This is a genomic window from Microbacterium sp. STN6 (genome assembly GCF_026410545.1).
In the GTDB taxonomy this organism is placed as follows: domain Bacteria; phylum Actinomycetota; class Actinomycetes; order Actinomycetales; family Microbacteriaceae; genus Root112D2.
The window spans coordinates 292,499-318,379 of sequence record NZ_JAPMIT010000004.1; the positions used below are offsets into that span (position 1 = coordinate 292,499).

General features: G+C 68.7%; 22 protein-coding genes. 15 read left to right on the forward strand and 7 right to left on the reverse strand.

The genetic code is table 11. From position 1 onward, the window contains the following. The 4 genes from OSC27_RS13585 to OSC27_RS13600 are packed head-to-tail and all read right to left on the reverse strand — an operon-like array spanning position 1 to position 3,188. Complete coding sequence (locus OSC27_RS13585; RefSeq protein ID WP_267182004.1) at positions 1–462, reverse strand: MarR family winged helix-turn-helix transcriptional regulator; 462 nt, start codon at positions 460–462, stop codon at positions 1–3. Positions 463–500: 38 nt separating this feature from the next. Then, the gene (locus tag OSC27_RS13590) at positions 501–1,253 is read right to left on the reverse strand and encodes a maleylpyruvate isomerase family mycothiol-dependent enzyme (protein WP_267182005.1); all 753 of its coding nucleotides are present in this window, start codon (positions 1,251–1,253) and stop codon (positions 501–503) included. Between the two features lie 4 nt (positions 1,254–1,257). Beyond that, positions 1,258–2,106 (reverse strand): fumarylacetoacetate hydrolase family protein, encoded by an 849-nt coding sequence (locus tag OSC27_RS13595; protein ID WP_267182006.1) that lies wholly within the window; start codon positions 2,104–2,106, stop codon positions 1,258–1,260. Next, on the reverse strand, positions 2,103–3,188 hold the full coding sequence (locus OSC27_RS13600; protein WP_267182007.1) for a cupin domain-containing protein: 1,086 nt from the start codon (positions 3,186–3,188) through the stop codon (positions 2,103–2,105). Before OSC27_RS13600 ends, OSC27_RS13595 begins: the two co-directional genes overlap by 4 nt. Before the next feature lie 272 nt (positions 3,189–3,460). On the opposite strand from OSC27_RS13600, the gene sucC reads away from it, so the two are divergent. Next, positions 3,461–4,630 carry an ADP-forming succinate--CoA ligase subunit beta gene (gene sucC / locus OSC27_RS13605; RefSeq protein ID WP_267182008.1) on the forward strand — a complete coding sequence of 390 codons (1,170 nt, stop codon included), beginning with the start codon at positions 3,461–3,463 and terminating at the stop codon, positions 4,628–4,630. Positions 4,631–4,690: 60 nt separating this feature from the next. Further along, on the forward strand, positions 4,691–5,593 hold the full coding sequence (gene sucD, locus OSC27_RS13610) for a succinate--CoA ligase subunit alpha (protein ID WP_267182009.1): 903 nt from the start codon (positions 4,691–4,693) through the stop codon (positions 5,591–5,593). 272 nt (positions 5,594–5,865) lie between these two features. On the opposite strand, the gene OSC27_RS13615 is transcribed toward sucD, so the two are convergent. Beyond that, positions 5,866–6,519: a UdgX family uracil-DNA binding protein gene (locus OSC27_RS13615; protein WP_267182010.1), complete on the reverse strand. Its 654-nt coding sequence runs from the start codon at positions 6,517–6,519 to the stop codon at positions 5,866–5,868. 662 nt (positions 6,520–7,181) lie between these two features. On the opposite strand from OSC27_RS13615, the gene OSC27_RS13620 reads away from it, so the two are divergent. From OSC27_RS13620 to purH, 3 genes are read left to right on the forward strand one after another with little or no spacing between them, the layout of a single operon-like run. Continuing rightward, positions 7,182–8,465, forward strand: coding sequence for a DUF6350 family protein (locus tag OSC27_RS13620; protein WP_267182011.1), 1,284 nt, complete (start codon positions 7,182–7,184; stop codon positions 8,463–8,465). Between the two features lie 39 nt (positions 8,466–8,504). After that, positions 8,505–9,098 (forward strand): phosphoribosylglycinamide formyltransferase, encoded by a 594-nt coding sequence (gene purN / locus OSC27_RS13625; RefSeq protein WP_267182012.1) that lies wholly within the window; start codon positions 8,505–8,507, stop codon positions 9,096–9,098. Next, complete coding sequence (gene purH, locus OSC27_RS13630) at positions 9,095–10,687, forward strand: bifunctional phosphoribosylaminoimidazolecarboxamide formyltransferase/IMP cyclohydrolase (RefSeq protein ID WP_267182013.1); 1,593 nt, start codon at positions 9,095–9,097, stop codon at positions 10,685–10,687. The genes purN and purH overlap by 4 nt, the downstream gene beginning before the upstream one ends. Positions 10,688–10,702: 15 nt before the next feature. Here purH and OSC27_RS13635 read toward each other — a convergent pair whose 3' ends face one another. Then, positions 10,703–11,182, reverse strand: coding sequence for an Lrp/AsnC family transcriptional regulator (locus OSC27_RS13635; protein WP_267182014.1), 480 nt, complete (start codon positions 11,180–11,182; stop codon positions 10,703–10,705). 214 nt (positions 11,183–11,396) lie between these two features. Between OSC27_RS13635 and OSC27_RS13640 the strand changes: the two genes are divergently transcribed. The 3 genes from OSC27_RS13640 (at position 11,397) to OSC27_RS13650 (ending at position 16,716) form a co-directional block, all read left to right on the forward strand. Beyond that, a complete protein-coding gene (locus tag OSC27_RS13640) occupies positions 11,397–12,641 on the forward strand; it encodes a dimethylarginine dimethylaminohydrolase (protein WP_267182015.1) in 1,245 nt (414 codons plus the stop codon). Positions 12,642–13,066: 425 nt separating this feature from the next. Further along, on the forward strand, positions 13,067–14,905 hold the full coding sequence (locus OSC27_RS13645) for an ABC transporter ATP-binding protein (protein WP_267182016.1): 1,839 nt from the start codon (positions 13,067–13,069) through the stop codon (positions 14,903–14,905). Then, positions 14,902–16,716 carry an ABC transporter ATP-binding protein gene (locus OSC27_RS13650; protein WP_267182017.1) on the forward strand — a complete coding sequence of 605 codons (1,815 nt, stop codon included), beginning with the start codon at positions 14,902–14,904 and terminating at the stop codon, positions 16,714–16,716. Before OSC27_RS13645 ends, OSC27_RS13650 begins: the two co-directional genes overlap by 4 nt. A gap of 420 nt (positions 16,717–17,136) precedes the next feature. On the opposite strand, the gene OSC27_RS13655 is transcribed toward OSC27_RS13650, so the two are convergent. Then, positions 17,137–18,051, reverse strand: a complete 915-nt coding sequence (locus OSC27_RS13655; protein WP_267182018.1) for a LysR family transcriptional regulator — start codon at positions 18,049–18,051, stop codon at positions 17,137–17,139. 106 nt (positions 18,052–18,157) lie between these two features. Between OSC27_RS13655 and mdlC the strand changes: the two genes are divergently transcribed. The 7 genes from mdlC (at position 18,158) to OSC27_RS13690 (ending at position 25,879) form a co-directional block, all read left to right on the forward strand. Continuing rightward, entirely contained in the window at positions 18,158–19,759 is a 1,602-nt protein-coding gene (mdlC, locus tag OSC27_RS13660; RefSeq protein WP_267182019.1) for a benzoylformate decarboxylase, read from the forward strand. A gap of 15 nt (positions 19,760–19,774) precedes the next feature. Further along, a complete protein-coding gene (locus OSC27_RS13665; RefSeq protein ID WP_267182020.1) occupies positions 19,775–21,325 on the forward strand; it encodes an aldehyde dehydrogenase family protein in 1,551 nt (516 codons plus the stop codon). Between the two features lie 158 nt (positions 21,326–21,483). Further along, entirely contained in the window at positions 21,484–22,437 is a 954-nt protein-coding gene (locus OSC27_RS13670) for an ABC transporter substrate-binding protein (RefSeq protein ID WP_267182021.1), read from the forward strand. 86 nt (positions 22,438–22,523) lie between these two features. Beyond that, the gene (locus OSC27_RS13675) at positions 22,524–23,327 is read left to right on the forward strand and encodes an ABC transporter permease (RefSeq protein WP_267182022.1); all 804 of its coding nucleotides are present in this window, start codon (positions 22,524–22,526) and stop codon (positions 23,325–23,327) included. After that, the gene (locus OSC27_RS13680; RefSeq protein ID WP_267182023.1) at positions 23,324–24,097 is read left to right on the forward strand and encodes an ABC transporter permease; all 774 of its coding nucleotides are present in this window, start codon (positions 23,324–23,326) and stop codon (positions 24,095–24,097) included. The genes OSC27_RS13675 and OSC27_RS13680 overlap by 4 nt, the downstream gene beginning before the upstream one ends. Positions 24,098–24,140: 43 nt before the next feature. After that, positions 24,141–24,935, forward strand: a complete 795-nt coding sequence (locus OSC27_RS13685; protein WP_267182183.1) for an ABC transporter ATP-binding protein — start codon at positions 24,141–24,143, stop codon at positions 24,933–24,935. 215 nt (positions 24,936–25,150) lie between these two features. Next, positions 25,151–25,879 (forward strand): PIG-L deacetylase family protein, encoded by a 729-nt coding sequence (locus tag OSC27_RS13690; RefSeq protein WP_267182024.1) that lies wholly within the window; start codon positions 25,151–25,153, stop codon positions 25,877–25,879. The last annotated feature ends 2 nt before the right edge of the window (positions 25,880–25,881 follow it).

Below are 25,881 nucleotides of genomic sequence, written 5' to 3' on the forward strand. Positions count from 1 at the left end.
TCAGAGCGGATGCGGGCTCTCGCGCATGACCTTGCGTACCTTGGGCGCCTGCAGCATGAGCGTCAGCAGGCGCTGGAGCTCGGCGCGATCGCTGTCTTCCAGGGTGTCGGTCAGCACCTGGTCAACCCGGTACACGCGCGGGATCAGCTCGAGCCACTCGCGCTCGCCGCGCTCGGTGAGGTGCAGGATGTTGCGGCGCCTGTCCTGCGTGTCGCGCACGCGCTCGATGAGCGCCCGCGACTGCAGGCGTGCCACGATGTCAGCGATGGTCGAGCGATCGACGTCGAGGGCGGTGCAGAGATCCTTCTGGCTGGAGCCGGGGGAGTCGTGCAGCAGGTTGAGCACGCCGAATTGCACGCTCGTGACGTCGGAGGAGACCTCGCGCTGCCACGCTGCCATGTGCGCCTGCTGCGCGCGGCGGATGAGGAAGCCGGTGAAGGTGGTGAGGTCGAGGGAGCCCATAGGCGACGATTGTCGCATGGCGCGGCGATCTCGCCCGGTCACAACCAGCGCGGTGCCGCTGGCGTGGGACCGCCGCCCACGGTCACAACCCCGGTCGTGCCGCGCCCTGATGCCCAGCGCGCGAGCTGCGCGGCCGTGCCCGTCAATGACACCGGGTCGGCGTCCTGATCGCCGACCGTCAGGGCCGCGTCGCGGTCGCTGGGCTGCAGTCGCAGGGACGGGACGCCTTCCGCGCTCTGGCGTCTCGACCAATTGCCGGTGATGTCGGCGAGAAGCCGGTCGACGAACTCTGGCGGGAAGTGCTCGAAGCGCCCGCCGTTGTCGAGGTCGACCGCGTGCAGCCAGACCTCGCGGGCGCGCATCCATGCCGTCTCCGACACCGGCACGACGCGCCCCTGGGCGGTTCGCACCTGGTTGCTCCACGCCTCGGCCGGCAGATCGCGCCACTCGACGTTGAGGTGCACGATGGCGTGGTCCGAGAGGTTGCGCAGCGCGAGAACGTTGAGCGTCGCGCCGAACTCGATCTCCTCGTTGCGCTGGGCAGGGGATGCGTACATGGGCGTCTCGACGCCCGTCGCCGCCCATTCGGTGAGCCGGGTGAGCGCCCGGGCGTTGTAGCCGACATGCGCGATGACGTGCCGTCGGCTCCACCCCGGCAGCAGCGACGGCCCGTCGTACTCGTCATCGTGCAGCTCGTTGAGCTTGCGGGAGAAGTAGGCGCTGCCGCGCCGGGCGAGCAGCAGGTCCGCCGCGATGCCGGGATCGGTCACCTTGTCGGTGCGTGCGACCATGGCGCTATGCCTTTCGAACCGGGTTGGTGAGGGTGCCGATGCCGTCGATCGTCGTCGTCAGCACCGAGCCGTCGCGCAGATAGCGCGGGGGCTTGCGGGCGTGGCCGACGCCGCCGGGGGTGCCGCTGGCGATCACGTCGCCGGGGTTCAGCGTGAAGATGCTCGAGATGTACTCGACGAGCGCCTCCGGCCCGAAGACCAGGTCGTCGGTGGGCGTGTGCTGCACGAGTTCCCCGTCGACGTCGGTGAGCAGCTCTGGCCCGGGTGAGAATTCGTCGCGGGTGACGAGGTGCGGCCCGAACGGAGTGGTGCCCTCGAACGTCTTGCCCTGAAACCACTCGGGCGTGCGGTACTGGAAATCGCGCATGGTCACGTCGTTGATCACGGCGTAGCCGGCAATCGCCTCGGCGGCCTCTGCTGCCGGGGTGCGCCGCGCGGACGCACCGATCACGATGGCCAGCTCGCCCTCCCAGTCCACCGCATCGGCCGCTTCCGGCGGCAGCTCGATTGCATCGTACGGCCCGATGAGCGCCTCCGGATACTTGGCGAACAGCGTGGGGAACTCGGGGAGCTCGCGCCCCATCTCACGAATGTGGTTCGCGTAGTTCAGCCCGACGCACACGATCTTTCCCGGGCGGGGCACGACAGGCGCCCAATCGGTTGGCTCCAGTTCGCCGAGAGAATGCGACGGACCGGATGCGCCCCGCGCCGCATCCTCCCACCCGGGTGCGCGAAGCAGGGCTCCGATGTCGGTGAACCCGGTGATCTCGACGGCGGCGTCATCGTCGATGCGCACGGCGACGGTGTCGCGGGGGGCTGCGCTGCCCGCGAGGCGCAGCGTGCCCAGCCTCACTTCTGCTCCTCGGGAACGTAGCTGCGCGTGAACGACAGGCGGTCGATGATCGGCCCGTCGTTGAACCGGAACAGGTCGAACGTCGTCGACGTGGAGGCGTGCAGCGACCACGGCACCCAGCTGGGCACCACGAAGATGTCGCCGGTCTCGAGCCGGTGCTCCTCGCCGCCGAGCACGACGCTGCCCTCGCCCTCGAACACCTGCCAGACCGACGACCCGACCTCATGCCGCGTAGGCGTCTCGGCCCCTGCCCTCAGGCGGTGGAACTCGCAGCGCAGCGTCGGCATGACGTCGCCGCCGGTCGTCGGGTTCGAGTAGCGAATCGCCGCGTGCCCCTGCTCGACGGTTGCGGGGTACCCCTCGTCTTCGAGCGCGAGTTGCTCGCGGAGCGCCGCATCCGTGTGCTCCCAGCGGTATGCAGACAGTGGCGAGCTGGTGCGGTCGTCCAGAGCCGACAGCGGGCGCAGGCCCGGATGCGCCCATAGGCGCTCGGCACGAGAGACGTCTGGCGAGGCCTCGTCGGTCACCCGCTCGGAGCCGTACTCGAAGAAGCCGACATCGGTGTAGTTGGAGAACGGCACGTCGAGCCCGTCGATCCAGGCCATGGGGTTCGCGGTGTCGTTGTGGTGCCCGTGGAAGTTCCAGCCGGGTGTCAGCAGCAGGTCGCCGCGGCGCATCGCCACAGGGTCCCCGTTGACAACGGTCCAGACGCCCTCGCCTTCGACGACGAAGCGGAACGCGTTCTGTGCATGACGGTGTTCCGGGGCAGTCTCATGACCACCCAGGTACTGGATGGCGCACCAGAGCGTGGGGCTGGCATATGCGGTGCCTGGCAGTCCCGGGTTGGCGAGCCCGATGGCGCGGCGCTCGCCGCCGCGACCGACCGGAACGAGGTCGCCGGAGCGCCGGGCGATGTCGTACAGCGTCTTCCAGCGCCAGACGTACGGGATCGCCTTCGGCGAGGGAGTCATCGGCATGAGGTCGTCGCGCTGCGTCCAGAGCGGTGACATGTTATTCGCGTCGAAGTCGCGGTAGAGCTGCTCGAGTTCCGGGGTATCGGCGGTGCCGTCCATCTGCTGCATTGCAGTTTCCTCTCTGGGGTGACGCCTGCGTCACGAGATAGTCAGTGTGCCAACTATATTGACTTCGGCCGCCATGCGCCAGACCCGAATGGCTCAGCGCAATTCCACGGAGCGGAAGAGCGGCCCGTCACCGTCAAGCGAGTGTCGGTAGAGTGCTAGGTGGCGAATTCTCTCGACGTCGAGCTATCTCGCGTTCGACCGCTCGCCTCGAGGTACCGACAGCTCACCACAGCACGCCACAAGTGTGACGCCACAAGCGGAAAAGGATAAGTGTGGATCTTTACGAGTATCAGGCCAGAGATCTGTTCGAGAAGTACGGCGTTCCCGTACTGCCCGGGATCATCGCGGACACCCCCGAGGAGGTGCGCGAGGCGGCCGAGAAGCTCGGCGGCGTCGTGGTGGTGAAGGCGCAGGTCAAGGTGGGTGGCCGCGGCAAGGCCGGCGGCGTGAAGGTCGCGAAGACGCCAGCGGACGCCGAGGCGGCGGCCCGCGACATCCTGGGCCTCGACATCAAGGGCCACGTGGTGCGCCGCGTCATGGTCGCCGGCGGTGCACGCATCGCTCGCGAGTTCTACTTCTCGGTGCTGCTCGACCGGGCCAACCGCTCCTACCTCTCGCTGACGAGTGTCGAGGGCGGCATGGAGATCGAGCAGCTCGCGGTCGAGAAGCCCGAAGCGCTCGCCCGCGTCGAGGTCGACCCGCAGACCGGCATCGACGACGCGAAGGCCGCCGAGATTGCCCGCGCCGCCGGCTTCCCCGACGACCTGGTCGGCACGGTCGCCCCCGTCTTCGTGAAGCTGTACGACGTCTATAAGGGTGAGGATGCGACGCTCGTCGAGGTCAACCCGCTCGTGCTCACCGAGGAGGGCGACATCATCGCCCTCGACGGCAAGGTCACGCTCGACGAGAACGCCGACTTCCGGCACGAGAACCACGCCTCGCTTGAGGATGCTGCTGCCGCCGACCCGCTCGAAGCGAAGGCGAAGGCAGCCGGTCTCAACTACGTGAAGCTCGACGGTCAGGTCGGCATCATCGGCAACGGCGCAGGCCTCGTCATGTCGACGCTCGACGTCGTCGCATACGCCGGCGAGAAGCGCGGGGGAGTCAAGCCCGCCAACTTCCTCGACATTGGCGGCGGCGCCTCGGCATCCGTCATGGCGGCAGGCCTCGACGTGATCCTGAACGACCCCCAGGTCAAGAGCGTGTTCGTCAACGTCTTCGGCGGCATCACCGCGTGCGACGCGGTCGCGAACGGCATCGTCAAGGCGCTCGAGATTCTCGGCGACGACGCGAACAAGCCGCTCGTGGTGCGGCTCGACGGCAACAACGTAGAAGAGGGGCGGCGCATTCTGGCCGAGGCAGCGCATCCGCTCGTCACCCTGGCAGCGACCATGGATGAGGGCGCTGACAAGGCGGCCGAGTTGGCATCGGTGGCTGGTTGAGGAGCGAGCGCCGCGAGCGTCTCGACACCTGCAACCGAAACAACGTGAAGGATTAGAAACATGTCAATCTTCCTCAACAAGGATTCCAAGGTCATCGTGCAGGGCATCACCGGCGGTGAGGGAACCAAGCACACCGCGCTCATGCTGAAGGCCGGCACGCAGGTCGTGGGCGGCGTCAACGCCCGCAAGGCCGGAACGACCGTCTCGCACACGGCGGCAGATGGTTCGGCCGTCGAGCTGCCCGTGTTCGGCACCGTCGTCGAGGCGATTCAGCAGACCGGCGCCGATGTGTCGATCATCTTCGTGCCGCCGGCACACGCCAAGAGCGCCATGGTGGAGGCGATCGATGCCGAGATCCCGCTGCTCGTTGTGATCACCGAGGGCATCCCGGTGCAGGACGCGGCCGAGGCCTGGGCGCACGCGAAGGCTAAGGGCGGCAAGACCCGCATCATCGGCCCGAACTGCCCCGGTATCATCACGCCCGGTGAATCGCTCGTGGGCATTACGCCGGCGACCATCACGGGTGCCGGCCCCATCGGGCTCGTCTCGAAGTCGGGCACGCTGACCTACCAGATGATGTACGAGCTGCGTGACCTGGGCTTCTCCACGGCCATCGGTATCGGCGGCGACCCGGTCATCGGCACGACGCACATCGACGCGCTCGCCGCGTTCGAGGCCGACCCCGAAACGAAGGCGATCGTCATGATCGGCGAGATCGGCGGCGACGCCGAGGAGCGCGCGGCCGACTTCATCAAGGCCAACGTGACGAAGCCGGTTGTCGGCTATGTCGCCGGGTTCACCGCCCCCGAGGGTAAGACCATGGGCCACGCCGGCGCCATCGTGTCGGGCTCGGCGGGCACCGCGCAGGCCAAGAGGGAGGCCCTCGAAGCGGCCGGTGTGCGCGTGGGCAAGACGCCCAGCGAGACCGCCGCGCTGCTGCGTGAGGCATACGCGGCTCTGTAGCGCCCCCCTGGTGCCCCCCGCCTCCCTGCAGCAGGCCGCCTGAGGGGGTCGCCGCTGCCGGTTGCCGCAGTGGGTCGCCGCAGTGGGTTGCCGCAGCGGGTTGCCGCAGCGGGTTGCCGCAGTGGGTCGCCGCAGCGGGTTGAGGAGCGCCGACGGCGCGTCTCGAAACCCAGCGATCGCCACCGAGAGTGCGTGTTCGCGACGAGATATGCACGCCCACCGTGCGATCTCGTCGCGAACACCCACTTTCGCCGTGCCCGGGGGCAGGTGGGTCAGCCGAGATGGGCACGGGCGGCCTCGAGGTCGGCCACGAAGGCGTCGAACGCCTCATCCCACCCGCCGTGTCCCTTCAACCGCAGCAGGGCAGACGGATGCGTCGTTACGAGCACGCGCGTCGGCTCGCCCGCATGCGTGGCCGGCCCCTCGATCACGTGGCCGCGCTCTGCGGTGATGCGAACGGTGCGGCCGAGCAGCGACCGCGCGGCCGTTGCGCCCAAAGCGACGACGAGCCGGGGCGTCACGGCATCGAGTTCCGCAGCGAGCCAGGGGTGGCACGCCTCGATGTGCGCCACTGCCGGCTTCTCGTGGATGCGCCGCTTGCCACGTGAGGCGGGCGAGAAGCGAAAGTGCTTGACCGCGTTCGTGAGGTAGACGTCGTCGCGGTCGATGCCGGCGGCGTCGAGGGCGTCATCAAGCACGCGCGCGGCCGGGCCGATGAACGGCTCGCCCTCGCGATCTTCCCGGTCTCCCGGCTGCTCGCCGACGAGCATGAGCCGAGCGCGCGGTGAGCCGACGCCGAACACTACCTGAGTGGCGTTCTTCCACAGCTCGCAGCCGCGGCAGTCTGGTGCCGCCTCGCGCAGGGCGGAGACCGTGTGCTTGTCAGGCACCCACAACTGCGCGCCCGGTCGCTCCTCGTCGGCCATGCTCACCCTCCCTGTGCTGTTCACCCCAGCTCTACACTCTGCTCCGCTCACCTCTGCACTCTGCTCCGCTCACCTCTGCACTCTGCTCCGCTCACCTCTGCACTCTGCTCCGCTCACCTCTGCACTCTGCTCACCTCACCTCACCTCTACACTCTGCTCCCGGGACCCGAAACCGGCTCGGGGGACCGCATACGAGGGGTCCCCCGAGTATGTATCGGGTCCCGCGAGCGCGTATCGGTCCTGCGAGGGCGGCATCGGATCCGCGGCCGCGCATCGGCTGCCAGGACCTACGACTGTCCGCCTCCCCGAACGCTCGGCTCACCCGAACGAAAACGACGGTCATTCTCGCCGAAACGGTTCGAGGGCGGCCCACGCGTGCCCGAATCGACAGAATCACCGTCGTTTTCGTTCGTGGTTGCTCGTTCGTGGTTGCTCGTTCGTGGTTGCTCGTTCGTCGTTGCTCCTTCGTGGTTACTCGTTCGTGGTTGCTCCTTCGTGGTTACTCCGCCGTCGCTACTACTCCGCCGTCGCTGCTGCTCCGGCGTCACTGCTCCGTCGTTCGTCGCTGCTCGGCCGAGGTGCGCGGCGCCTGCGCGGCGAACCGGCCCCACCTGCGCGGCGAACCGGCCCCGCCCGCACCGCCGGGTAGGCTCGCACCGAAGATGAACCGCATAACCGTCGCCCTGCTCGCCGCGCTTGACGCGCTCATCGCGGTGGCCATTGGTATCGGCATCGCGCTCGTGCCGCTCACGGTGCTCTGGGCGGTGCAGTTCGGTGCGACCGACTGGTCCGTCTTCTGGCACGCGTCGGCAGACATCTGGCTCCTCGGCCACGGCGTCGACCTCACCATCACGCTGCCCGCCGCGCTTGCCACGTCGCTCGGGCTGAGCGGCGCATCCGCTTCGTTCTCGGGCACCATCGCCCTGCTCGGCTTCAGCATGCTCGCCGTGCTGCTCGGCGCCCGCACCGGCAGGCGCGCCGCCATCGAGGGCAGCCCCGTGCTCGGCGGCGTCACCGCGGTCATCGTCTACGGTGCTCTCGGCGCCGCCATCACCCTCACCGCCGACAACGGCGCGGTCTCCGCCTCGGACTGGCAGGGCATGCTGCTACCCCCGTTCGTCTTCGCGCTCGGGGTGGTCGCCGGCCTGGTCGGCTCCGCCCTCTCCGACACCCGCAGGCGGGTCGCCGCGCAGCCCGGCATGGTTGCGTCAGAGCGCGTCGCCCCCTTCCCAGCGGATGCCCCCGCGGGCCGCATCCGTGCCTGGTATTCGGGCCTCACCCCCGCGAACCAAGACGCCTTGGCCGCCTCGCTTCGCGGCGGCGGGGCGGCGGCCGCGCTGCTGCTGGCGGCCGCGTCCGTCGTGACGGGGCTGATGATCGTGACCCATTTCGGCGCAGTGATCGGGCTGTATGAGGGGCTGCACGCGGGCGTGCTCGGGGGAGTGGTGCTCACCCTCGCGCAGCTCGCCCTGCTGCCGAACCTGGTGATCTTCACCGCCAGCTGGCTTGCCGGGCCGGGCTTCGCCATCGGCACCGGCTCAGCGGTCGGCCCGCTCGGCACGCAGCTGGGGCCGGTTCCGGGGCTCCCGGTCTTCGGTGCGCTGCCCCAGGGGGAGCTGCTTTTCGGGTTCCTCGGCGTGATCGTGCCTGTGCTGGCGGGGTTCGCCGCCGGGGGCCTGGTTGCTCGCCGTCTCGCGCCGGTTCCGGGCAGCCGGCGGGGGCTCGGCTGGGCGCTGCTGACGGCATGCGGCGGTGGCGTTGTCGCGGGCGCGGCGTTCGCGCTGCTGGCGTGGTGGTCGGGCGGCGCGGCAGGGCCGGGGCGACTGGCGAGTGTGGGCCCCAATCCGTGGCTGGTCGGCGCCTGCGTCGCGGTGGAGGTCGCGGTCGGCATGGCGATCGGGCTGCAGGGCAGGAGATCGGGTGCGTCTCGCCCGGCATCCGCGTGACGTTCCTGCTGCTCATCTGAGCACCACTAGGCTGGAGTCGTGCTCTCGGTCGTCGTGCTCATCTCGGGGCAGGGGTCCAACTTGCAGGCCCTTCTTCAGGCCTGCGAGCAGGCCGACTACCCGGCGCACGTCGTGGCCGTGGGCGCCGATCGCGACGCCGCCGGCCTGCAGCACGCCGAGGAGCGCGGCATCGCCACCTTCGTCGTGCGCTACCGCGACTTCGCCGGCCGCGACGAGTGGGGGCATGCGCTACTGACCGAGGTGCAGCGGTTCCAGCCCGGGCTCGTCGTGCTCTCCGGGCTCATGCGCCTGCTGCCGCCCGAGGTCGTCGACGCACTCTCACCGCGACTCATCAACACCCACCCCGCGTACCTTCCCGAGTTTCCAGGCGCCCACGGCGTGAGGGATGCGCTCGCCGCCGGCGTCGAGCGTACCGGCGCAAGCATCATCGTCGTCGATAACGGCATCGACGATGGCCCCGTGATCGCCCAGGAACGCGTTCCCGTTCTGCCCGGCGACACCGAAGATTCCCTGCACGAGCGCATCAAGCCCGTCGAACGACGCCTGCTGATCCAGGCCGTTCGCGACATTGCCACCGAACGCATCGACCTGAAGGAGCCAGCCGCCAGATGAGCGCCCCCAGCCACGACCCCGCCCTCTATCGGGAACGCGATGTCGTTCCCATCACGCGCGCCCTCGTCTCGGTGAGCGACAAGTCCGGGCTCGTCGAGCTGGCTGCGGCCCTCGACGCGGCGGGCGTCGAGATCGTGTCGACCGGCTCGACCGCGTCGACCATTCGCAACGCGGGCTTCGATGTCACCGACGTGGCGGCACTCACCGGCTCTCCCGAGATGCTCGACGGCCGCGTGAAGACGTTGCACCCGGTCGTGCACGCAGGCCTGCTCGCCGACCTGCGCCTCGCCTCGCACGAGCAGCAGCTTGCCGAGTTCGGCATCGCGCCGTTCCAGCTCGTCGTCGTCAACCTCTACCCGTTCGCCGAGACTGTCGCATCCGGTGCCGGCGAGAACGACACCGTCGAGCAGATCGACATCGGCGGGCCCGCCATGGTGCGCGCCTCGGCCAAGAACTACGCCAACGTCGCGGTCGTGGTCTCGCCGAGCGGGTACGGCGAGATCGCGTCTGCGCTGAAGGCCGGCGGCACCACGCTCGAGCAGCGCAAGGCGCTCGCGGTCGCGGCGTTCCGGCACACGGCCTCGTACGACGTGACGGTCGCCGGCTGGCTCGGCGAGGCAGTGGCCCCCGATGACGGCGGCACCGGGTTCCCCACCTGGTTCGCCGGCTACTGGAGCCGCGCCAGCATTCTGCGCTACGGCGAGAACGCCCACCAGCGTGGCGCGCTCTACCAGGACGGCGCCGGCCTGCCCGGCATCGCCCAGGCCGAGCAGCTGCACGGCAAGGCCATGTCGTACAACAACTACGTCGACGCCGACGCCGCCCTGCGCGCCGCCTACGACTTCAGCGAGACGGCCGTCGCCGTGATCAAGCACGCCAACCCGTGCGGAATCGCGGTCGGCGAGACCATCGCCGACGCCCACCGCAAGGCGCACGCGTGCGACCCGGTCTCGGCGTACGGCGGCGTCATCGCCGCCAACCGCACCGTCACGCTTGAGATGGCCGAGACCGTCAAGGGCATCTTCACCGAGGTGCTCATCGCGCCCGACTTCGAGCCGGAGGCGCTCGAACTGCTGAAGACCAAGAAGAACCTGCGCATCCTGCGACTGCCGGAAGGTTACGGGCGCGCCCGCACCGAGCTCAAGCAGATCTCGGGCGGCCTTCTGGTGCAGACCCGCGACAACTTCGACACGTTCTCGTCAGACGGCTGGCAGCTTGTCAGCGGCGACGAAGCGGATGCCGCCACGCGCGCAGACCTCGAGTTCGCATGGCGGGCCTGCCGTTCCGTGAAGTCCAACGCCATTCTGCTGGCGAGCGACGGTGCGTCGGTCGGCGTTGGCATGGGCCAGGTGAACCGGGTCGACTCGTGCACGCTGGCGGTGACGCGCGCGGGCGAGCGGGCGTCGGGGTCGGTTGCGGCATCCGATGCCTTCTTCCCCTTCGCCGACGGGCTCGAGGTGCTGACCGCTGCCGGGGTGCGCGCCATCGTGCAGCCGGGCGGGTCGATCCGCGACGAAGACGTGATCGCGGCGGCGAAAGAAGCCGGCGTCACCATGTACTTCACGGGCGAGCGCCACTTCTACCACTGATTCGGCGAGGCGCGACTACTCGACCCGCGGCGTCTCGTGCGAGTCGAGCAGCGCCGTCGTGCGGAACGGGATGAGGTCGCGCATCACGAGCGAGGTCGAGGTGCGACGGATGCCGGGGCACGCCAGGATCTCCTGGCTCACCCGGTACATGTCGTCGGGGTCGCGGGCGACGACCTGAAGGAACAGGTCGCTCTGCCCTGAGATCGCGGCGCACTCGAGCACCTCGGGAATGAGGGCGAGCGCACGCATGGCACCCGTGAACTCCATCTGATCGAGCTCGGCCGTGATGATGGCGCGCAGCGGGCGGCCGAGCAGCTCGGGCGGCACGCGCACGCTGTTGGGCAGAAGCACGCCGGCGGCTGCGAGCTTCTCGAGCCGGGCCTGCACGGTTCCCCGGGCGAGGCCCAGATGCTGCGCGAGCAGCACGACCGGGATGCGCGGGTCGTCCTCGAGGGCCAGCAGAATGCGTCGATCGGTTCCATCAAGCGTCGGCATGGTACCCCGTCCAATGCGTTCGAGACGCGGCGCACAGCAGCGCCGTTGACTCTCGAGCCTATTGCGGTGCGGGCGGTTCGGCTCGGCGGCGCGGAGGGTTCGGCTCGGCGGTGCGGGCGGTTCGGCTTGGCGGTGCTCTCGGCGTCGTGCACCGGCATCCGCTCGCCGTTGTCGGCTCGGCCCGCTCATAGGCGGCGTCCGGTAATGTCGCAGCGTGACCGAAACCGCCATGCCCTCGCCCGCGTTCCGCTCCCAGGCCGAGGCGCCCGGCCTCGCACGCCACCTCATCGCCTCCGTCGCGACGGCCGTGGTGGTCGCGTTCGCAGCGTACGCCGTGACCGTGCTCATGCTCTTCGCCGCGAATGGGGCATCGGTGCAGGCGCTCGCGAGCCTCAGCGACTACTTCGCGCTCGCCACCGTCATTGCCGCCGTGCTGCTTCTCATTGCGGCGGTGATCCGCTCGTTCACGCGCTGGTACTTCGCCCTGATCGCGGGCGTGGCCAGCGGCGTGCTCGGTGCAGTGATCGGCACGGTGCTCATGGTCTCGGGCTCCGGCGGCACCGTCACCGGCGACCTGCTGTGGCAGATCGTGCAGACACTCGTCGGCATCAACCTCATCTTCTGGGTCACGACCACCGTCGCCGCGACGCTTCTCGGCCCGCTCGTGTACCGCGCCGTCACGTCGGGTGGGCGTGCCGCGGTGCAGCGCGTGGCGTATGTGCGCCTGCCTGCCGGCAACCTGGCCTCGAACGAGGCGGCCGGCGCCGCCATCGAACAGGACGCCGCTGACCAGCAGTGGGATTCCTACGTCGCCGCGTTCACGGCCGCCGGCTGGTCGGTTCTCGAGGTCGAGGCAGCCGACGACGAGGCCCACGCCATGTTCGTGGGTGATTTGGCCGTCGTGCTCGGCGACGTCGCCGTCATGACCAACCCCGGCACGGATGCGCGCAGCCGCGAGCGCGCCGCGATCGAGCTGCGTCTGCGTGAAAACGGTCTCGCCATCGAACGCATCGAGGCGCCCGCGACGCTCGACGGCCGCGACGTTCTGGTCGCCGGAAGTCTCGTCTACGTCGGCGTCGGTGCGGGCACGAACGCGCAGGGCGTCGCCGCATTGCGCGCCATCGCGGCGCCCCTGGGGCTGAGTGTGGTGGCGGTTCCGCTCTCCGGCACCGCACAGCTGACGGATGCCGTCGCCGCCCTGCCGGACGGCACGGTCATCGGCTCGCCCTCGCTCGTCGGCGCCCCCTCGGTCTTCGCCCGCTTCCTGCCGCTGCCCGCAGAGGTTACGGAAGCGCCGCGCCTGATCGCCCTCGACGAGGCGACGGTGCTTGTCTCGGCCGCGTCGCCCGCCACGTCAGCGCTCGCCGCAGAGCTCGGATACACGGTCGTCACGGTCGACGTGAGCGAGCTCGAGAAGCTCGGCGCGAGCGTCGACGCCCTCTCGGTGCGCCTGGGCTGAGATCCTTCTCGGGCGAGCACGTTGCCCATCATTTCGTCTGCTCACTTCTTGCGCACGAAACATTCTCAGGTATAGCCTGTAGGGCTGCCGTGAGTGAGACGCCCCGAGGGCGTCGCCGCGGCCGCCGCGCGACGGAGGTGCCGCGCTGTGGGGATGAGCGAAACCGGGAGATGCGCCATGTATAAGACAGAGAAGTTCCAGACCGCGGTGTCTGCGGTTCGGGGCGCTGTCTACGGCGGCCCGACCATCGTCCCGGCCGGCTGACCGCACCGGCCCACCCAGGCGGCGCGACGCGCCGTAACCGACTGTCGGCTCGCGCGCGACGCGCATCCGACCTCTCGAATACCGCTCTGATCGGCACCCTTGAGTGACCGCAGGCGGCAATCTCTTCTTCATCTTCATCATCGACAGAACACGGTTCACCTATGTCTGCCTCCGCGCACCAGCAACGCCAACCGTCTCCCACCCAGCGGCCGGGCACCATGCGCACGCTCGCCCGCATCTTCCCGTATGCCCGTCAGGCCATCTCGCGCTTTGTGCTCGGCATGATCGCCGCGCTGCTCGCGAGCCTGGTCGCGCTCGCGATCCCGCAGGTGCTCGGTTGGCTCGTCGACGGGCCGCTGGCGACGGGCGACTCGGCCCAGGTGTGGCCGGCCGTCGCCATCGTGATCGGCCTCGGCGCCGCAGAGGCGGTGTTCATCGCCCTTCGCCGATGGTTCGTGCTCACGCCCGGCACGCATATCGAGGCGAACATGCGCAACGCGCTCTACGCCCGGCTGCAGGACCTGCCGGTGAACTTCCACGACCGCTGGCCGAGCGGCCAGCTGCTCTCGCGCGCCGTGAGCGACCTGAACCTCATTCGCCGCTGGCTGTCGTTCGGCATGGTGCTGTTCGCCGTCAACGTGGTCACGATCGTCATCGGCTTCGCCGTGCTGGTCTCGTGGAACTGGGTGCTCGGCGTCATCTTTCTCGTCTGCTCGGTGCCGCTGTGGATCTTCGGCTTCGTCTTCGAGGGCAAGTACTCGACCATCGCCCGACGCAGCCAGGACCAGGCGGGTGATCTGGCGACATCGGTCGAAGAGTCGGTGCACGGCATCCGCGTTCTCAAGGCCTTCGGCCGCGGCAAGTACGCGCTGAAGAACTTCGCGTCGCAGGCGGAGCAGCTGCGCGGCACCGAGATCGAGAAGGCGAAGGCCATCGCGAACCTGTGGCTGTGGCTGCTGCTGATCCCCGACGTGGCGTTCGGCATCTGCCTCTTCGTGGGCGTGTGGTTCGTGGCGCAGGGCGAGCTGACCACGGGCGACCTCGTGGCGTTCTTCGCGACCGCCACGGTGCTGCGCTGGCCGGTCGAGTCGATCGGCTTCCTGCTCTCGATGACTTTCGACACCCGAACCGCCGCCGACCGCTTCTTCGAGGTCATGGACGAGGTCAACACCATCGTCGACCCCGAGCAGCCGAAGCACATCGAGAACCCGCGCGGCGAGCTCGTCTTCGACGACGTGCATTTCAGGTACAAGGATTCGCCCGAGCGCTTCGGCGACCTGCTGAACGGCGTGAACCTCAGGGTCGAGCCCGGCGAGACGATGGCGCTCGTGGGCCTCACCGGCTGCGGCAAGACCACGCTGACGGCGCTCACGACGCGCCTGTACGACGTGACGGGCGGCTCGGTGCGGCTCGACGGCGTCGACGTGCGCGACCTGCCCCGGCAGGAACTGCGGGCGGGCATCGCCATGGCGTTCGAGGATGCGACCCTGTTCTCGGCCTCGGTGCGCGAGAACGTTCTGCTGGGCCGCGACCGCCTCGACCTCTCATCGCCAGAAGCGGATGCGCTGCTCACCGAGGCGCTCGAGATCGCCCAGGCGGGCTTCGTCTACGACCTGCCCGACGGCGTCGACACGAAGGTCGGCGAGGAGGGCCTCAGCCTCTCGGGCGGGCAACGGCAGCGCCTGGCGCTCGCTCGTGCGGTGGCCGCGAATCCGACCGTTCTCGTTCTCGACGACCCCCTGTCGGCGCTCGACGTCGACACGGAGGCCCTCGTCGAGGCGGCCCTGCGCCGCGTGCTCGCGTCGACCACCGCGCTGATCGTGGCGCACCGGCCGTCGACCGTCATGCTCGCCGACCGCGTGGCCCTGATGGAGAACGGCCGCATCACGGCGGTGGGCCCGCACAGCGAGCTGCTTGCCACGAGTGAGCACTATCGATTCGTCATCTCCAGCCTGGAGGACGAACAGGACCAGCAGATCATGCAGGAGGTGAACCTGTGAGCACCGCAACCGTACTCGGCGTCGAGGGTGAGGAACGCGACGACTTCACGAAGCAGGAGTCGCGGCAGATCCGCCAGCGCTCCCTGAGACTGCTCGGCTCGCTGCTGCACCCGCTTCGGCTGCGGGTCGTGCTCAGCATGCTTGTTGTCGTGGTGAGCACGGCCTCGCAGGTGGTCGGGCCGATGCTCATCGCATTCGGCATCGATAAAGGCCTGCCCGCCCTTCTCAAGCAGGACTGGATGCCGCTGGCCTTCGCCGGCGTCGCGTACCTGGCGGCGGGCATCGCCGGGGCCGCGCTCATCGCGTGGTACCAGGTGCTCTCGGCCCGCATCAGCCAGGCGATCCTCATCGACCTGCGCAAGCGCGTGTTCCTGCAGACCCAGCGGCTGAGCCTCGAGTTCCATGAGTCGTACACGTCGGGCCGCATCATCTCGCGGCAGACGAGCGACCTGGATTCCATCCGCGACCTTCTCGACTCCGGCATCAACCAGCTGGTGCAGGGGTTCCTGTACATGCTGTTCCTCGCCATCGCGCTCTTCACGCTCGACTGGGTGAGCGGCGTCGTGCTGCTGTGCTCGCTCGTGCCGCTGGCGCTGCTCACGCGCTGGTTCCAGAAGCGGTCGCAGAGCCTGTTCCGCGTCTCGCGCGTGGCAAGCGCGAAGGTGATCGTGCAGTTCGTCGAGACCATGACGGGCATCCGCGCGGTTAAGGCGTTCCGCAAGGAGAAGCGCAACGAGAAGGAGTTCGGCGACCTCGTCGAGGACTACCGCGACGTGAACAACCGCACGATCCAGCTGTTCGGCATCTTCGATCCGGGCCTCGTCATGATCGGCAACGTCACGGTGGGCATCGTGCTGCTCATCGGCGGCTTCCGGGTGGCCGACGGGCAGTTGGCCGTCGGCGCCCTGCTCGCCGCCCTGCTGTACACGCGCCGCTTCTTCGACCCGATGGAGGAGATGGCGATGTTCTACAACTCCTACCAGTCGGCGGCGGCGGCCCTGGAGAAGATCTCGGGGGTGCTCGAAGAGGCGCCGAGTGTGCCGGACCCCGCGCATCCGGTCGATCTGTGGGAAGCCCACGGGCACGTGCGCTTCGACGACGTGCGGTTCGCGTACAAGAAGGATCGCGAGATTCTGCCGGACTTCACGCTCGACATTCCCGCGGGCCAGACCATCGCGCTCGTTGGCTCGACGGGGGCAGGCAAGTCGACGCTGGCCAAGCTGATCTCGCGGTTCTACGACCCGTCGAGCGGCAGCGTGACGCTCGACGGCGTGGACCTGCGGCAGCTGCACCCCAAAGACCTGCGGCGCGCGATCGTGATGGTCACGCAGGAGGCGTACCTGTTCAGCGGGTCGGTGGCAGACAACATTGCCATCGGCAAACCGGATGCGACGCTTGATGAGATCCAGGCCGCCGCGCGCGCTGTCGGCGCCGACCAGTTCATTCAGGGCCTGCCGAATGGCTACGACACCGACGTGAACAAGCGCGGCGGGCGGGTCTCGGCGGGGCAGCGGCAGTTGATCTCGTTCGCGCGGGCGTTCCTGGCGAACCCGGCCGTGCTCATTCTGGACGAGGCGACGAGCTCGCTCGACATCCCGAGCGAGCGGCTCGTGCAGCAGGCGCTCGAGACGCTGCTCGCCGACCGCACCGCGGTGATCATCGCGCACCGGCTGTCGACGGTGGCGATCGCGCACCGCGTGCTCGTGATGGAGCACGGGCGCATCGTGGAGGACGGCACGCCGGAGGAACTCATCGCGGGCACGGGGCGGTTCGCACAGCTGCACGCCGCCTGGCGCGACTCGCTCGTGTAGCCGGGTTGAGGAGGCGCTACGCGCCGAGAGCGCGGGGCGAGGAGGCGCTACGCGCCGAGAGCGCGGGTCGAGGAGGCGCTACGCGCCGAGAGCGCGGGTTGAGGAGGCGCTACGCGCCGTCTCGAAACCCTCTATCCGAGCAAGCGTGCGTTAATTCAGGAGGAATCACGCGACGCGCCCGCCGAGCGGCGGGCGCGAGCGGCGCGTCGCGTGATTCCTCCTGTTGACGTGCAGGGGGAGGGTTTCGAGACGCGCCTTTGGCGCTCCTCAACCCGCTTCCTCAGCCCGCTTCCTCAATCCGCTTCCTCAGCCCGCTTCCTCAATCCGCTTCCTCGGCCCGCTTCCTCAATCCGCTCGACAACCTACTTGTCAACCCGCTTCCTCACCCGTTCCCTCGACCTGCTCCCTCAACCGGCGCCCTCAACCCTCGACGGGGGCGTCGGCGCGCAGCGCGGCGATGATCGTCTCGTGGAACCAGCGGATCGCCGGGGACTCGCGGTCGCGCACCTGCCAGTACAGCTTCACCGGGAACGACGGCACCTCGAACGGCAGCTCCGCCGCGGCCAGCGGCCAGCGCTCGATCACCGAGTCGGCGACGCCGCGCGGCACGATGGCCACGAGTCCGCACCGCTCGATGAGGTGCGGCAGCACCGAGAAGTGGTGCAGCACCACGGTCGAGCGCCGCACGAGCCCCAGCTGTTCGATCGCGTTCTCAGCCAGCCAGTGGCCCGAGCCCTGCGTGACGACGGCGTGCCGGGCAGCCAGGAACTGCTCCATGCTCATCGCCCGCCCATCCGCCAGAGGGAAGTCGTCGCGCACCAGCACGCAGTAGCTCTCGTGCATGAGCACCGTGTCGCTCTTCAGGTCGCCGGCGAGCTGCGTGCTCGCGATCGCCGCATCCACGCGGCCAACGGCCAGCCATTCCGGCACGAGATCGATCTGCATGGGCACGACTTCGAGCTCGACGTGCGGCGCTTGCGCCGCCATCCGCTCGAGAATCGGTGGAAGCAGGATCATCTCGCCCACGTCGGTCAGGCAGATGCGGAACCGCCGGCGTGAGGTTGCGGGGTCGAAGGCTGCGGTGCTGTCGAGCGTGGTGTCAATGCGCACGAGCGACTGCTTGAAGACGCCGTAGAGCTCGTCCGCGAGAACCGTCGGCTGCATGCCGTGCTTGCGGCGAATGAACAGGGGGTCGTCGAAGCGGCTGCGCAGCCGGGCGAGGCCGTAGCTCACCGACGGCTGGGTCACCGTGAGCGCGTCTGCGGCCTGCGTGAGGCTGCCCGTCTCGTGGATCGCTACGAAGGTGCGAAGGAGGTTGAGGTCCATTCCCGTCATGCCGCAATCATAGAGAACATCTATACAGCAGGGGCGAAAGATTGATTTGAATGTTTTTACTTGTCTTCCTAAGCTGGCCGCACAGCAACGAGGCAAAGGACGATGGATGTCGAGCGTACGTGACGAGACCTTCGAGGTCTTGAGGGCCCACGGGCTCACAACCGTCTTCGGCAACCCGGGGTCGAATGAGCTGCACTTTCTCGCCGGGCTGCCCGCCGACTTCCGTTACATACTCGGCCTGCACGAAGGCGTGGTGGTCGGCATGGCAGACGGCTACGCGCTCGCCACGGGCCGGCCCGCGTTCGTCAACCTGCACGCCGCGGCCGGCACCGGCAACGCCATGGGCGCCCTCGCCAACGCGTGGGCCTCGCACAGCCCCCTTGTCATCTCGGCGGGCCAGCAGGTGCGCGCCACCATCGGCGTCGAGCCGCTGCTCGCCAACACGGATGCCGCGCAGCTGCCGAAACCGCTCGTTCGCTTCAGCGCTGAGCCCGCCTCGGCCTCAGACGTGCCGCGCGTGATGGCTCAGGCCGTTCACGCCGCCACGAGTCACCCCCGCGGCCCCGTGTACGTCTCGATTCCCTATGACGACTGGGCGCGGGAGGCCACCGGTGAGAGCGCGCACGTCGCGCTGCGGACGGTGAGCGAGGCCGCCTCGCCGTCGGCCGCCCAGGTCGCGGCACTGGTCGACCGATTCTCTCGCGCACAGAACCCCGTGCTCGTGGTCGGCGAAGACATCGACGCGACCGGCGCAAACGACCTCGCCGTCGCCCTGGCGGAGCGGCTGCGCATGCCGGCCTGGATCGCGCCCTCCGCCTCTCGCTGCCCGTTCCCCACGAGGCACCCGTCGTTCCGCGGCGTGCTCCCCGCGTCAGTTCGCGGCATCAGCGAGCTGCTCGCGGGCCACGACCTCGTCATCGTCGCCGGGGCTCCCGTGTTCCGCTACCACCAATACGAGCCGGGGGAGTATCTGCCGGCGGGTGCCGAGCTCGTGCACCTCACCTCCGACGCGGACGAGGCGGCGAGGGCGCCGATGGGTGACGCCCTCATCGGCGATGTTCGCGCCATCCTCGATTCGGTTCTTGCCACGTTGTCTGAGGCCGACGGCCGTTCGATGCCCGACCCGCGCACGATCGCGCCTCTGGCTGCCAGGGCGACGGATGGCACGAGCCTCGACCCTGCCGAGGTCTTCGACGTGCTCAACGAGTGCACACCCGACGACGTGATCTACGTCAAGGAATCGACCTCGACCACCAGCGTCTTCTGGGAGCGCATCGACATCAGCCGGCCCGGCAGCTACTTCTTCCCGGCTGCGGGCGGGCTGGGCTTCGGCATGCCCGCGGCGGTCGGCGTGCAGCTCGCGCATCCCGACCGCCGTGTCGTCGCGATCATCGGCGACGGCTCGGCCAACTACGGAATCACCGCCCTGTGGAGCGCCGCGACCTACCGCACGCCGGTCGTCTTCTTGGTGCTCAAGAACGGTACATATGGCGCGCTCAAATCGTTCGCCGGTGTCATGGGGGTTCCGGATGCGCCCGGGCTCGATCTCGACGGAATCGACTTCTGCGCGCTCGCCGAGGGCTACGGGGTGGCGGCGCGCCGGGCGCGAAGCCGTGACGAGCTCGAAGCGGCGCTCGCCGAGGCTCTCGCGAGCGACGGCCCCACGCTCATCGAGATTCCCACATCGACCACCAATCCCTTCGAGTGAAGGAGCAGCAGAATCATGACGGACACCACGCAGGGCACGGGCGCGACGCACGACACGGCAGCGACGCAGGGCGCGGCAGCGACGCTGCGCGCGGCAGGCGATGACAGCGGCGTCTACATCGGCGGCTGGGCCGCGGGCGAGGGCGAGAGCCTGACGGTTGAAGACAAGGCGACAGGCGAGACGCTCGCGCGGCTGGCCGAGGCCTCGCGGGCGCAACTCGACAACGCCGTCACGCTCGCGGTCGGCGCGCAACGCGCCTGGGCAGCGGATGCGCCCGAGCAGCGCGCACGCGTGCTCGAGCACGCGGCCGACGTGCTCGAGGCCCATCGGGAGGAGTACGTGCGCTGGCTCGTGCGCGAGGCGGGCAGTGCCGTGCCGAAGGCGCAGTCCGAGATCGCGCAGGCGCTCGACGAGTTCAGGGCCGCCGCCGACCTGGCGCGCGCCGATCACACCCGCATTCTGCCGACGACGGGGGAGGACGCGAGCGTGGCCGAACGCGTGCCGCACGGCGTCGTCGGCGTCATCACCCCCTGGAACGTGCCCCTCGTGCTTGCGATGCGCTCGGTCGCACCGGCGCTCGCGCTCGGCAACGCCGTCGTGCTCAAGCCGGATCACCAGACGCCGGTGAGCGGCGGCCTGCTCCTCGCCCGCGTGCTGGAGCTCGCGGGCCTGCCCGCCGGCGTGTTCTCGGTCGTGCCCGGGCGGGGGCCGAGCGTGGGCGAGGCGCTGGTGCAGCATCCGGATGTCTCGATGGTCAGTTTCACGGGTTCGACCCGGGTGGGTCGCCAGATCGCGGCGATGACGGCTCCGCTGCTGAAGAAGGTGGCGCTGGAGCTCGGCGGCAAGAGCCCGCACGTGGTGCTCGCCGACGCAGACGTCGAGGGTGCCGCGGAGTCCGGCGCGTGGGGCACGTTCCTGCACCAGGGCCAGATCTGCATGGCGGCGGGCCGGCACGTGGTCGACGAGTCCGTGGCAGAGCGCTACGTCACCCGTCTCGCCGAGCGGGCCAGGTCGCTGCGCGTCGGCGACCCGGCCCAGGGCGAGGTGGACCTCGGGCCGCTCATCAACCGGGCGCAGGCCGAGCGCGTGGCCGAGATCATCGAGGATGCGCGGGCGAACGGCGCGACGGTCGTGGCCGGCGGCGAGGTGCGCGGCCAATTCGTGCAGCCGACGGTTCTCGCGGGCGTCCGTCCCGGCATGCGGGCCTACGCCGAGGAGATCTTCGGCCCTGTGGCCGTCGTGGTCACGGCGGCCGGGGACGACGAGGCGGTGCGTATCGCCAACGACACCGAGTACGGGCTCTCTGCCTCGGTGCACAGCGCCTCGATTGACCGTGCGAACCGGGTGGCGGACCGCATCCGCTCTGGCATGGTGCACATCAACGGTCAGCCGATCAACGACAACCCGTGGGCGCCGATGGGTGGGGTGCGAGCATCGGGCTCGGGCGGCCGCTTCGGCGGGGAGTCGAACGTCGACATGTTCACGACGGTGCGCTGGCGCACGACGCGGGCGAAGGCCGACCTTGGGCACTTCCCCGGGGCCGAGACCGCAGGGCAAGATTGTTGACAATCATGTTGCGGATTTATAGCGTTAGTGCAGCGTCTCCTTCGGCGCGGCCTGGCGACACAAGCGTGACGGATGCCACACAGCTCCACAGGCACCCGCTGCGGCAAGAGTGACACGCGTTAATCACACAAGAGAGAAGACACACAATGAGAAGATCAATGACGATCGGCATCGTGGCTGCCGCCGTACTCGCGCTCAGCGCCTGCTCATCGGGCGGTACGGGCGGATCGAACAGCGACGATAAGGGCCCGAGCAAGAGCGAGCCGACAAAGGTGACGCTCGGCGTCATTCCCATTCCCGACACGGCACCCGCGTACCTCGGCAAGGAGAAGGGCTTCTTCGCCGACGAGGGAATCGACCTCACCATCCAGCCGACAACCGGCGGTGCGGCCGCCGTTCCCGGCGTGGTCTCGGGCACGTACGACTTCGCCTTCGGCAACTACGTGTCTGTCATGGTCGCCGAGGACAAGGGCCTCGACCTCTCGTACGTGGCGAATGGCAACGCGGCTACGGGCGACCCGGGCTTCCAAGCGGTGATCGTGCCGAAGGATTCGCCGATCAAGACGGCCGCCGACCTGTCGGGCAAGCGCGTCTCCGTGAACAACCTGGCGAACATCAACGACACGACCATTCGTGCCATCGTGGACCGGGACGGCGGCGACTCGTCCAAGATCAAGTTCGTCGAGGTCGCGTTCCCTGACGCCGAGGCTGCCGTGGCCAACAAGCAGGTGGATGCGGCCACCGTGAACCCGTACCTCGGCTCCATGTCGAAGGACTACCGCGTCATCACGTTCAACTTCTCGGGCTTCGATCCCAAGCTCGACGTGGCCGGTTACTTCACCAAGGGCGACACGATCAAGAACAAGCCCGAGCTGGTGAAGGCGTTCACCAAGGCCATGAACAAGTCGCTCGACTACGCGCAGGAGCACCCGGATGAGGTGCGCCAGATCATCACCACGTACACGAAGATGTCGGCCGACATGCTGAAGGACATGGTGCTGCCCACCTATTCCTCTGGCTTCAACAAGGACGCGCTGAAGAAGCTGGGCGAGGCGGCCGCGAAGTACGGCACGATCAGCAAGGCGCCTGACCTGGACAAGCTGCTGCCCTAGGCCTGTGCCGGGCCCGCACCACCGCGCGTGGCTGGGCCTGTTGACCTAGGCTCGATCGAACTGTCGTAAGAAAGGCGTAGTACCCGATGGCGAGTACGAACAGCAGGATGCCGAGCAGGCGGGTGACCGGTCCCCTCTTGGGTGCCGCGGGCATCCTGCTGTTCCTCGTCGCCTGGGAGGCGGTGCCCCGGCTCGGCCTGGTGCAGGAGAAGTTCCTGCCGCCAGCGAGCACGGTGCTCGTCTCCCTCGGGCAGTACCTCGGCCAGGGCGGCTTCTGGCACGACGTGGGCGAGACTATGACGGCGTGGGCGCTCGGCCTCGCCATCTCCATCGTGGCGGCGGTGGTTCTCGGCCTCATCATCGGCTCGAGTACCTTCCTTCGCCGGGCCACCCACTCCACCGTCGAGTTTCTGCGGCCGATCCCGTCGGTCGCGCTCATCCCGCTTGCGGTGCTGCTCTTCGGCGCCAAGCTCGAGTCGTCGCTGCTGCTCGTCGTCTACGCGTCGTTCTGGCAGGTTCTGCTCCAGGTGCTCTATGGCGTGGCCGACGTCGACCCGGTCGCCGACAGCACGGCCAGAAGCTACGGTCTCGGGCGCCTCGCCCGCATGAGGTATGTGGTGTGGCCCACCATGCTGCCGTACCTCATGACGGGAATTCGCCTCGCATCCGCTGTCGCCCTGATTCTCGCGATCACAGCGGAGCTCATCATCGGCAGCCCGGGCCTCGGTTACCAGATCGGGCTCACGCAGTCGGGCGGCGCGGTCGTCGAGATGTACGCGCTCATTCTGGCGACCGGCATGATCGGAGTTCTCATCAACGTCGGTGTGCGCATTCTCGAGAAGCGCGTGTTGAAATGGCACGCCTCGGTGCGAAGCGAGGTGGTCGTATGAGCACGGGAAAGCGCATCGCGTACTTCCTCGGCCTGCCGATCCTGCTCATTCTCGTGTGGTGGGCGGCGACGCTGGGATCGACGAACTTCTACGTGCCCACGCCGGGAAAGCTCGTCGAGACGTTCTGGCGGGTGTGGATAAGCAACCGGTTCTTCACGGACTTCATGCCGAGCATCATCCGCCTGTTCATCGGCCTTGCCGCTACCATCGTGCTCGGTGTCGTGCTCGGTGTGCTGATCGGCTCGTTCCGCTGGCTGCGTAGTCTCTTCGAGCCACTGCTCGAGTTCTTCCGCGCGGTGCCGCCGCCCGTGCTGGTTCCGCTGCTCATGCTGCTCATCGGCATCAACGACCAGATGAAGATCGTCGTCATCATCTCGGGCGCCATCTGGCCCGTTCTACTCAACACCGTCGAGGGCGTGCGCGCGGTCGACCAGGTGCTCAGCGACACGAGCCGCACGTACCGCATCACCGGCATGGCCCGGTTGCGCTACCTCGTGCTGCCCGGTGCGAGCCCCCAGATCATGACGGGCGTGCGGCAGTGCCTGTCGATCGGGCTGATCCTCATGGTGATCAGCGAGATGTTCGGCTCATCGGCCGGCCTGGGCTTCACGATCGTTCTGTTCCAGCGCGCCTTCGCGGTGCCCGAGATGTGGAGCGGCATCGCGGTGCTCGGTCTCGTCGGCATCGGACTTTCCGCCATCTTCCAGCTTGTCGAACGCCGGGTGCTGCGCTGGTACCACGGATTGAGAGAGGTACAACGTGACAATTAGAGAATCCGTCGACAGGGGCGCAGAACCCGATGCGGGAGCGCCCATGCTCTCGGTCTCCGGCCTGAAGAAGGTGTATCAGGTCGACGCGGGCGAGATCGAGGCGGTGCGCAACCTCACGTTCGACATCGACGCGGGCGAGCTCGTGTGCATCGTCGGGCCGTCGGGTGCAGGCAAGACCACCCTGCTCAAGTGCATCTCGGGGCTGCTGGCTCCGACCGCGGGCACGGTCACGCTTGCGGGCAAGCAGGTCACCGAGCCGCCGAAGGCCATGGCCGTCGTCTTCCAGGAGTACGGGCGCAGCCTGTTCCCGTGGATGACGGTGCGCGACAACGTCGAGCTGCCGCTGAAGAACCAGCGCGTGCCGCGCGCCGAGCGTGAGACGCTCGTGAACGAGGCGCTCGCCGCGGTCGAGCTCGGGCACGTGCCGGACAGCTACCCGTGGCAGCTCTCCGGCGGCATGCAGCAGCGCGTGGCGATCGCGCGCGCGGTGGCCTATCGACCGCAGGTGCTGCTCATGGACGAGCCCTTCGCGGCCGTCGACGCGCAGACGCGTGCCGACCTCGAAGACCTCATCCGCAGCATCTGGAAGAAGCTGGGGGTGACGATCCTCTTCGTCACGCACGACATCGACGAATCGGTGTACCTGGGCCAGCGCGTGATCGTGCTCTCCAACTCGCCGACCGTGGTGCAGGAGGACCTGGCGATCGACTTGCCGGATGAGCGCGACCAGCTCAGCACACGCTCCAGCGCGCGCTTCGGCGAGTTGCGCGGGCACGTATACGAGCAGATCCAGCTGGCGAAGTCGAAGGCGCAGACGGGCGCGGTCCGCGTCAAGTGAGCCCTGCATGCGGGTTGAGGAGACCGCGAAGGTCGTCTCGAAACCCAGCGCGGCGACGGGGTTTCGAGACGCCCTTCGCGCCTCCTCAACCCGCTCCTCGGCCGGGCCGGACGATTGTTGACAATCTTGTTAGCACTTTGTAGCGTGGAGGAACGGATGGGGGAGGACGCGAAGCGGCCGACTCATCCGCCCCACTTCATTTCAGGAGCCTTCGCATGACAACAGCACCCCTGCTCGCCGTGACCGCGCACCCCGGCGACTTCGTGTGGCGTGCGGGAGGCGCCCTCGCGCTCGCTTCGCAGGCGGGACGCCGCGCCGTCATCGCGTGCCTGAGCTACGGCGAGCGGGGCGAATCCGCGCGGCTGTGGCGCGCAGGCAAGACGCTCGACGAGATCAAGGCCGCCCGCCGCGAGGAGGGCGAGGCCGCCGCTGCCGCCCTCGGCGCCGAGGTGCGGTTCTTCGACGCCGGCGACTACCCGCTGCCCGAGAGCGACGGCTTGCTGCAGCAGCTGATCGACCTCTACCGCGAGCTGCAGCCGGCCGCGGTGCTGACCCACGCCCCGAAAGACCCGTACAACGTCGACCACCCGACCGCCGGCGAGATCGCCCGCAGGGCCCGCATTCTCGCCCAGGCTCCCGGCGTGGCCGGGCCGGGCGAGGTCATCGGAGCCCCGCCCGTCTTCTGTTTCGAACCGCACCAGAGCGAGGTCTGCGACTTCAAGCCAAACGTGCTGCTTGACATCACCGCTGTGTGGCAGAGAAAGGTGGACGCCATGAACGTCATGAGCGCCCAGGGGCATCTCATCGAGTACTACACCGACCTCGGCAGGCGCCGCGGGGTGCAGGCCAAGCGCAACAGCGGCCCGAACTTGGGCCTTCCCGTCGATACATACGCCGAGGCGTATGAACGGGTGTACCCGCAGGTCACGAACGAACTGGACTGACC